Genomic DNA, 7,252 nt, shown 5'->3' on the forward strand with positions numbered 1-7,252 from the left:
TTGATGCAGAGCACCTTCTCTTAGGACTCCTACAAGAGCAAGAAAACTCTGCCTGCCATCTTCTCCAACGACTTTCTGTCTCCCCCACACACCTCCGGCGTCGGTGATGCCCTCTTGGAGAAGGGGTAAAAGCCCAAGCGATGTGGAACAAGTTCACTCAGCATGCCCAACGTGCCGTCTACTTTGCCCAAGTCGCCGCAGAAAAGAAAGAAACTAATTTTGTTGATGCAGAGCACCTTCTCTTAGGACTCCTACAAGAGCAAGAAAACTCTGCCTGCCAGCTTCTCCAACGACTTTCTGTCTCCCCCACACACCTCCACGACGAGTTATTTGCGCTTCTCCCCCTTGGTCTTGGGCAGACGCATGCGGAGATGTCGTTGACGAAGCGAGCAAAGACCAGCATAGATCTCGCCTACCAGGAAGCACAGGCACTAAAGAACAACAACATTGACTGTGAGTATCTCTTTCTTGGTGTCATTCGCGAAGGTAATGGCCTTGCGGAGCAGGTGCTTTCTAAATTCAATGTAGGACTTGAGCAAGCTCGTCAAGAAGTAGTTCTTCAACAACAGGCAAAGCCATCGCTCAAGGCACACGATCTTCTCTTCCGAATGTTTTCACGTCCTGCCATGAAGGAGCCGCCTTCTGGATCCTGATTCTTTGGTAGCTATCCCTCGCGGGCGAAAAATTGCACTCTGTGTTTGCCTCTTTCTGATCACAGGTTCGTTTGGGTTCTTGCAGCCGTTTACGTCACCCTACTACGCCGCTTCGGGGCTGGACAAGACGCAGATCGGGCTGATCACGGGACTGGGGATGGCGATTGCGGTGCTGATACAGCCGCTCTTTGGTAAGCTCTCCGATAAGCTCGATGCCCGCCGTCCACTGATGGTGCTGGCCGGGCTGCTAGCGGGAGCGGCCTACTTGCTCTTTCGGTCTGCTCAGGGCTTCTGGGGCTTTCTGACGCTCACCGCGCTGGGTGGCATTGGTATCCAGTTCTTGAATACCGTGGGCGGCGTCCTAGTCGGGCGGCTGGCGCAGGCGGGTCAAGGCGGGGCGGCGTATGCCAAGTACCGGGTCTGGGGAAGTGTTGGCTATATCTGCATTGGAATAACGGCGGGCTTTCTGCTCCCCGCACACCCTGGCATGTCCCACGCTGACCTCGCACCCATCTTCACCTACGGCCCCTTGCTCTTCTTCCTCATCGCTGCCGTCTCATTGTGCGTGCCCGACATCAAACTCCCAAAATCTATCCCCTTCGCGGAGCCAGTCTCCCCCCTGCCCCCCTCCGGCTCCGCGAAGAGGGGGCTTAGTGTTGGCCTGAAGCACTTTTTCGTGGCCTACTTTCTGTATCAGTTCGCGCTCTATGGGGCATCGGCGTATCTGCCGCTTTTTATGAAGCATCTCGGGGCGACGCCGCGTCAGGTCTCACTGATGTTTGCGGCGGGGGTGATCTGCGAGGTTTTAGTCATGACCCAGGTGGGAAAGTGGACGGACAAGAACGGACGAAAGCCCGCATTAATCGTCGCCTTCTGCCTGATGCCGATACGCCTGATCCTCTACACCGCTGCCACAACACCGGCAATGGTGATGGCGATCCAGTCGCTCCACGGAATCAACTACGGGATTGTCGGAACGCTCGCCGTGGTCTATGTCAACGACTGCGTGACGGATGCCCAGCGTGGCACGGCGCAGGCAGCTCTGATGGCCACGTCGGGGATTGCGATCTCGGTCAGCCCCGCTCTCTGTGGCTGGCTCGCCAATACCTACAGCTTCGACACCATGTTTATCGTCATGAGCCTGGTGGGTATGCTCGGGGCGACCTACCTCGTCGCGCACGTCCCCGAGAGCAACCCAACGCCTCGTGAACGGGGCGTCGAGTAGCACTTCGTGCTGGAAAGCCCGTGCCGGGCGGGGAAATTTGTTTGTAGCCCGGCACGGGCTTTCCAGCCGAGGCACAAGGCTCTTGACGCCTCGTTCACGAGGCGGATGATTAGAACGCGCCCTGGACAACCTGACCGACGGCGCGGAGCTGGTAGGTGTCTCCTGTGCTATCACGGAAGTCAATCACAACATCGAGTGCAGAGCCGACAGGCCACTCGGGGCCGTTTCGAACGACGCCGCCAAAGGTTGTTTCGTCGCTGCGGATCTCAACGTCTGCTGAGGCCCAGACCTCATCGCCATTGGTCACGGTGATCTTCTCGGCACGCAGGCCACCCGGGATAGGAGTGTTGTCACTGGCACGGGCGGTAAAAGAGACAATCACGCCGCGCTTCGCAGGAGCCTCTCCAACCAGAGTCGTTATGGGCATCAGGTTGCGCCACACATAGGTCTCACCCGTCAAGGTCTTTCCCGACACACCAAGGCTCAGGGGCACTGCCCGTAGCTGCGCCGCCGTCGGCAAGTTGGTCTGAAGCGTCCCCGATCCGCCCGAGCAGCCCGCCAAAAGCGCAAGAGCGCCCACAAATAAAAGATTTCGTCGCATGATATTTTCGATCCTTGAGTTCTAGTATACCTTCAAAGCTCAGAGTGCAGGGAAAAGCCCTGAGAACGAGTCTGCGGGCTTAAGAGGGCGACGGGCACCTTCGTGCCCAGTGGAGCCGGTTGGCTACAAAGGTAGCCGTCGCCCTCTTAAGCCGCGGGATTTATCCGAGGGCTTCAAAGCTCAGAGTGCCGCCGGAAACGCCCCCGACTCGACCAGTGCCGCCAGCGGGTGATCGTCTATGGTGAGTGGCAGGTCAATCCGTCCCCGTCGCCGCGCCGACTCGTAGCAGGCATAGATAATCTCGGTGGTCACCAGGGCATTACTCACATCACACAGCGGCTTGCGGCCCGCGGTGAGCGCATTGACCAAGTCCACCACATTGTCATGGTTGGCGAAGCTACCGTGCAAGCCGCCCTCTGTTTCAGAGCCGGTAAGTTCACGGAGCGCACTGTCGCCCTTGCCACGGATTCGGAGATGTGGCGCGGTATTGTGAATCTCCAAGTAGCCCTCAGTGCCAAAGGCTTTTATCGAACACCCCACGGCTTTCTCCGCCGTCTCGCCCGTACAGAGCAGGCCATGCACGCCGTTTTCGTAGCCCACCAAGCACATCCCGTCGGTGTCGTGCTTGACGCCGTAGACCTGGTGCGGCTTGCGGACATCCACCTGCCCCATCACCCAGACCGGCGCGGACTCGCCGTTGAGCATCTGGAACATATTGAGCCAGTGCGTGCCCCAGTCCAGCATATTCAAGCAACTTCCCTCTAGGCGCGTCAGCTCCCCAATCGCTCCGCTTTCGATAAGTTTCTTTGCTGTCTGGAACGTCGGCAAGTGGCGGCGCTGGTGGTTAAACGTCAGCTGAACACCGTGCATGGCGCAGATTTCGGCCATCTTCCGCGCCTCGCCAAACGTCCCCGCCATCGGCTTCTCGCAGTGAATTGCCTTCACGCCTGACTCAGCGGCGGCGATCACCATTTCTGCATGCAGATGCGGCCACGTCGCAATCGAGACAACATCGGGCTTCTCGGTCGTGAGCATCTCTTTATAGTCCGTGTACTGCCGCGCCTTGCCATCACAAAGATCGGTGTTAAAGGCCGCCATGTTGGCCTCCGCAATATCCGCAAGGGCCACGATCTCACACTTGCCCGACTTTGCATAGCCAGGCGCATGTGCACGGCTCATCCCAAAGCCAGTCGCACCATCGGTTTTCCAGGGCAGACCGGTGCCAATTACTGCCACACGATAGAGTTCACTCATGCTCAAATTGTACCTGGCTGATACAATCATACAATGAAACTCAACCATGTCAATCTGCCGGTTCGTGATGTAGAGACAGCTCGCGACTTCTTTACCAAGTACTTTGGGTTGGTGACCGTACAAGAAGTAGGAAAAAACTTCCTGGCCATTCTGCAGGACGACACAGGGTTAGTGCTGAATCTGAGCCACTTTGATAAGAACAGCACGGCTGAGGTGGAGTACCACAAGGACTTTCACATCGGATTCTTTGTCGAAACCCGCGAAGAAGTAGACCGTATCTACCAGTTGATCTCTGCCGATGGAATTGGCGATGAAGCACCGGAGCGAAAAGAAGGCCGCTACGGGTTTTATATAGCGGCTCCAGGCGGGTTTGTGGTCGAGGTAGCCTGCATGGAGTGGCCAAAAATGGCCACCCCGAAAGAATAAACACAAGTCTCCTAGTGAAATCAACGTATGACTCTACCAACTCTCGCTGATCGTATCGGCAACACGCCGCTGGTGCAGCTTCCCTCACCTAATCCGAATGTCCCGATCTTGGGCAAGATGGAGGGCAATAACCCGGGGGGGAGCGTCAAAGACCGACCGGCGCTCTCGATGATCCGCCGTGCCGAGGAGCGCGGGGAGCTTACACCCGGAATCACACTCATCGAGCCGACCAGTGGCAACACGGGGATTGCGCTGGCGATGATCGCGGCGGCGCGGGGCTATAAACTCGAGCTAGTCATGCCTGCCAATAGCACGGCGGAGCGGGTGCAGACGATGCGGGCGCTGGGGGCAAAAGTGGTGCTGACTCCGGCGGCGGGCGCTATGGAAGGCACGATTGACTTTGCACACGCTCGTATGGCCGCACATCCGGGGCGCTACTTGATGCTCAACCAGTTCGCCAACCCGGATAACTGGCGCGCTCACTACGAGACCACGGGGCCCGAGATCTGGGCCGACACAGAGCACCAGATCACGCACTTTGTCTCCGCGATGGGCACCACGGGAACCATCATGGGGGTCTCGCGCTACTTAAAAGAGCAAAACCCTGAGATTCAGATCGTCGGTTGTCAGCCGACTCCGGGCTCACGGATTCCAGGGATTCGCCGCTGGGCTCCTGAATATCTCCCAAAAATCTTCGAGCGCGAACGCGTGGACTGGGTCATTGATATCGAGCAAGCGGTCGCGGAAGCCGCGGCACGGACGCTTGCGGCGACCACCGGGATCTTCACGGGTGTCTCGGCATCAGGAGCGCTCTGGGCGGCGCAGCAAGTCGCCCGTGAACTCAAAAGTGGCCTAATCGTCACTATTCTCTGTGATCGTGGTGACCGCTATCTCTCGTCGGACTTATTCGCCGACGGCCACCCTGAGCTCGGTGAGCTGGAGATTATTTCATGAGCGTTGTAAATGCCCCTAAGAACAAGTCTCTGGGCTTAAGAGGACGACGGCTGCCTTCGCAGCCAACCGAATCTCATGGGCACGGAGGTGCCCGTCGCCCTCTTAAGCCGGAACCCTCGTGGTTCCGGTTCATGGAGATTATTTCATGAGCACCGTTAAGATTTCTATCGTGCGCGTCGGGCCATGCGCCTACGATGCGAGCGATGCACTAGGCAATACGATGCGGCTGGCGGGGTCGGCGGAGTTTGATCAGCAGATTAGGGAGCGCCTACCTGACCCTAGTGTTTTCCCGGAGACGCTTCCCTCGCTGGAGAATTCCGGGCCGGGCTTTCGGCCCATGGCGCTGCTTCTCATCTCGCTCGCGGGGTGCAGTGCGCTGGATTTGGGGCTGATTCTCGCGCGACAGCGGCAGGATGTGCGTGGGCTGACCATTGAGGCGGAAGGGACTCGGGTCGAAGCGACTCCGGCTCCCTACACACACATCACCCTCACTTTCACCGCCCACGGCCCGGTAGACCCAGCGGCTCTTGAGCGTGCTGCGGAGCTAGCGGTGCGTCGCTACTGCTCGGTGGCGGACTCACTCGACCCTAAGATCGAGGTGACCGTACTCTCGCTTGTCTCTCCGTAGAGCGAGGTACAGACACAGTTACGCCGCACCTTCGCCCGGTAGAGAGCCTCATCGGCAGCGTTCACCAGTCCGGCGGGAGTCAGCACTTCCTCGTTGGCGTCTAGGCTCTCTGCGTTCCAAGTGGCCACTCCAAAACTCGCTGTAATGGCGCGATTGGGCCATGCACGACTCTCAATGGTGCTTCGCAGCCGCTCTGCCCAGCGAGCCGCTGCTAGAGCATCGGAATTGGGGAGAATTATCATAAACTCCTCCCCGCCGTAGCGGGCTGCAAGGTCGGAGGTGCGGGTATTGGTCAGAAGGAGCTGGCCTAGCTGCTGCAAGATCACATCGCCGCAGATATGGCCGTAGGTGTCGTTGAAGGACTTGAAGTGATCCACATCAAGCAGAACCACAGAGAGCAAGCCCGCTTCTTGTTCCGCCTTCTGCCACTCCAGCGCAAGACGCTCATCCAAGGCATGGCGGTTGCTAACTCCGGTGAGCGCATCCGTGTTGGCAAGCACTTCGAGACGGGTGTTGACGCGGTGCAGCGCCTCCTCTTGATGGTGACGTTCGGAGATATCTGTTCCCGTGACAATAAAGCGCTCGACTTCTTGCCCTCCCCCAAAGATAGGAACCACACGCATCAAGTGCCAGCGTAGCATGCCATCGTGCCGACGGATACGTACCTCGAACTCAAAGGGCTCTCGGCGCGTGGGGAGAGAACGAACCTCGTTGATGACAAGCTTCAGATCCTCGTTGGCAAGACACAGCCGCCAGTTCACTCCCAAGACAGAGCGCTGACGGGCGACTCCGCTGAAGTCATAGAAGTGACCATTGTAATAGGTCACTCGGCCACGAGGATCTACCAAGATAGCCAGGTGCGGCATGATATCCAACACCTCCGTGAGGGCGCGCTCACGGCGCTCGCGCTCTTGCTCGGCACGCTTCCAGTCGGTGATGTCCTGCGACGTTCCGACGAGCTTAAGAAGCTCACCCGTGCTCCCATAGACGGCCCTTCCGAGGCACTGCAGCCAGCGCAGCTCGCCACTAGGCAGGACGATGCGAAGCTGTAAGTCGTAGGCAATCCCATGCTGAATCGCGTTTTGGATGGCAGTGGTAACCAGTGGCTGATCGTCGGGGTGGTGGCGGCTCAGATGGGTCTCATAGTCAGGCTCCCCCTGCGTCGGGTCAAAGTGGAAGAGTCGAAAAGTCTCCGGGGACCAGGTAACCTGACTATTTGCCAGTTCTAGCTCCCAGGAACCGATTCGTGCCACGGCCTGCGCCTCATGAAGACGGCTCTGGGCCTCCAGGAGATCGTCTTCAAGGTGCTTTCGCCCCGTGATCTCGTAGCCTTCGGCCAGCACGATGTTGACTCTTCCCTGCTTATCGGTAAGAGGCCGCAGGCAGAAGTCTACAAAGATCGGAGTCTCGTCACCACGGGTTAGTGCCACCTCGTAGTTTGAGTTGCGCTGCTGCTTGACCACGGAGAAGAAGTCGCGCCGGAGCAGTGCACTGCGCTCCGGCGGGCAGAG

The 7,252-nt window shown here is 58.4% G+C and carries 9 protein-coding genes; 6 read left to right on the top strand and 3 right to left on the bottom strand.

The genetic code is table 11. The features are described 5' to 3' along the window. From RMO15_RS33215 to RMO15_RS07480, 3 genes are all read left to right on the top strand, one after another. On the top strand, window positions 1–107 hold a 107-nt coding region (locus RMO15_RS33215), incomplete at its 5' end, for a Clp protease N-terminal domain-containing protein (RefSeq protein ID WP_369016089.1). Between the two features lie 33 nt (window positions 108–140). Beyond that, a complete protein-coding gene (locus RMO15_RS07475) occupies window positions 141–653 on the top strand; it encodes a Clp protease N-terminal domain-containing protein (protein WP_309709975.1) in 513 nt (170 codons plus the stop codon). A 4-nt stretch (window positions 654–657) separates the two neighbouring features. Further along, complete coding sequence (locus RMO15_RS07480) at window positions 658–1,878, top strand: MFS transporter (RefSeq protein ID WP_309709978.1); 1,221 nt, start codon at window positions 658–660, stop codon at window positions 1,876–1,878. A 109-nt stretch (window positions 1,879–1,987) separates the two neighbouring features. Here RMO15_RS07480 and RMO15_RS07485 read toward each other — a convergent pair whose 3' ends face one another. Beyond that, window positions 1,988–2,479 (bottom strand): hypothetical protein, encoded by a 492-nt coding sequence (locus tag RMO15_RS07485; RefSeq protein ID WP_309709980.1) that lies wholly within the window; start codon window positions 2,477–2,479, stop codon window positions 1,988–1,990. A gap of 180 nt (window positions 2,480–2,659) precedes the next feature. Next, window positions 2,660–3,733, bottom strand: coding sequence for a Gfo/Idh/MocA family oxidoreductase (locus RMO15_RS07490; protein ID WP_309709983.1), 1,074 nt, complete (start codon window positions 3,731–3,733; stop codon window positions 2,660–2,662). 33 nt (window positions 3,734–3,766) lie between these two features. On the opposite strand from RMO15_RS07490, the gene RMO15_RS07495 reads away from it, so the two are divergent. From RMO15_RS07495 to RMO15_RS07505, 3 genes are all read left to right on the top strand, one after another. Next, window positions 3,767–4,159: a VOC family protein gene (locus RMO15_RS07495; protein ID WP_309709986.1), complete on the top strand. Its 393-nt coding sequence runs from the start codon at window positions 3,767–3,769 to the stop codon at window positions 4,157–4,159. Window positions 4,160–4,186: 27 nt separating this feature from the next. Next, on the top strand, window positions 4,187–5,113 hold the full coding sequence (gene cysM, locus RMO15_RS07500; RefSeq protein WP_309709988.1) for a cysteine synthase CysM: 927 nt from the start codon (window positions 4,187–4,189) through the stop codon (window positions 5,111–5,113). A 145-nt stretch (window positions 5,114–5,258) separates the two neighbouring features. Further along, window positions 5,259–5,741, top strand: a complete 483-nt coding sequence (locus RMO15_RS07505; RefSeq protein ID WP_309709991.1) for an OsmC family protein — start codon at window positions 5,259–5,261, stop codon at window positions 5,739–5,741. Here the strand turns inward: RMO15_RS07505 and RMO15_RS07510 are convergent. After that, window positions 5,672–7,252 (bottom strand): diguanylate cyclase (locus tag RMO15_RS07510; protein ID WP_309709993.1); only part of this gene is annotated, 1,581 nt, incomplete at its 5' end. The genes RMO15_RS07505 and RMO15_RS07510 overlap by 70 nt on opposite strands.

The organism is Armatimonas sp. (assembly GCF_031410135.1).
In the GTDB taxonomy this organism is placed as follows: domain Bacteria; phylum Armatimonadota; class Armatimonadia; order Armatimonadales; family Armatimonadaceae; genus Armatimonas.

Bases quoted from the DNA above. Each gene is read 5' to 3' on its own strand.
- RMO15_RS07475 (WP_309709975.1), top strand. From the start codon at position 141: ATGTGGAACAAGTTCACTCAGCATGCCCAACGTGCCGTCTACTTTGCC.
- RMO15_RS07485 (WP_309709980.1), bottom strand. From the start codon at position 2,479: ATGCGACGAAATCTTTTATTTGTGGGCGCTCTTGCGCTTTTGGCGGGC.
- RMO15_RS07490 (WP_309709983.1), bottom strand. From the start codon at position 3,733: ATGAGTGAACTCTATCGTGTGGCAGTAATTGGCACCGGTCTGCCCTGG.
- RMO15_RS07495 (WP_309709986.1), top strand. From the start codon at position 3,767: ATGAAACTCAACCATGTCAATCTGCCGGTTCGTGATGTAGAGACAGCT.
- cysM (WP_309709988.1), top strand. From the start codon at position 4,187: ATGACTCTACCAACTCTCGCTGATCGTATCGGCAACACGCCGCTGGTG.
- RMO15_RS07505 (WP_309709991.1), top strand. From the start codon at position 5,259: ATGAGCACCGTTAAGATTTCTATCGTGCGCGTCGGGCCATGCGCCTAC.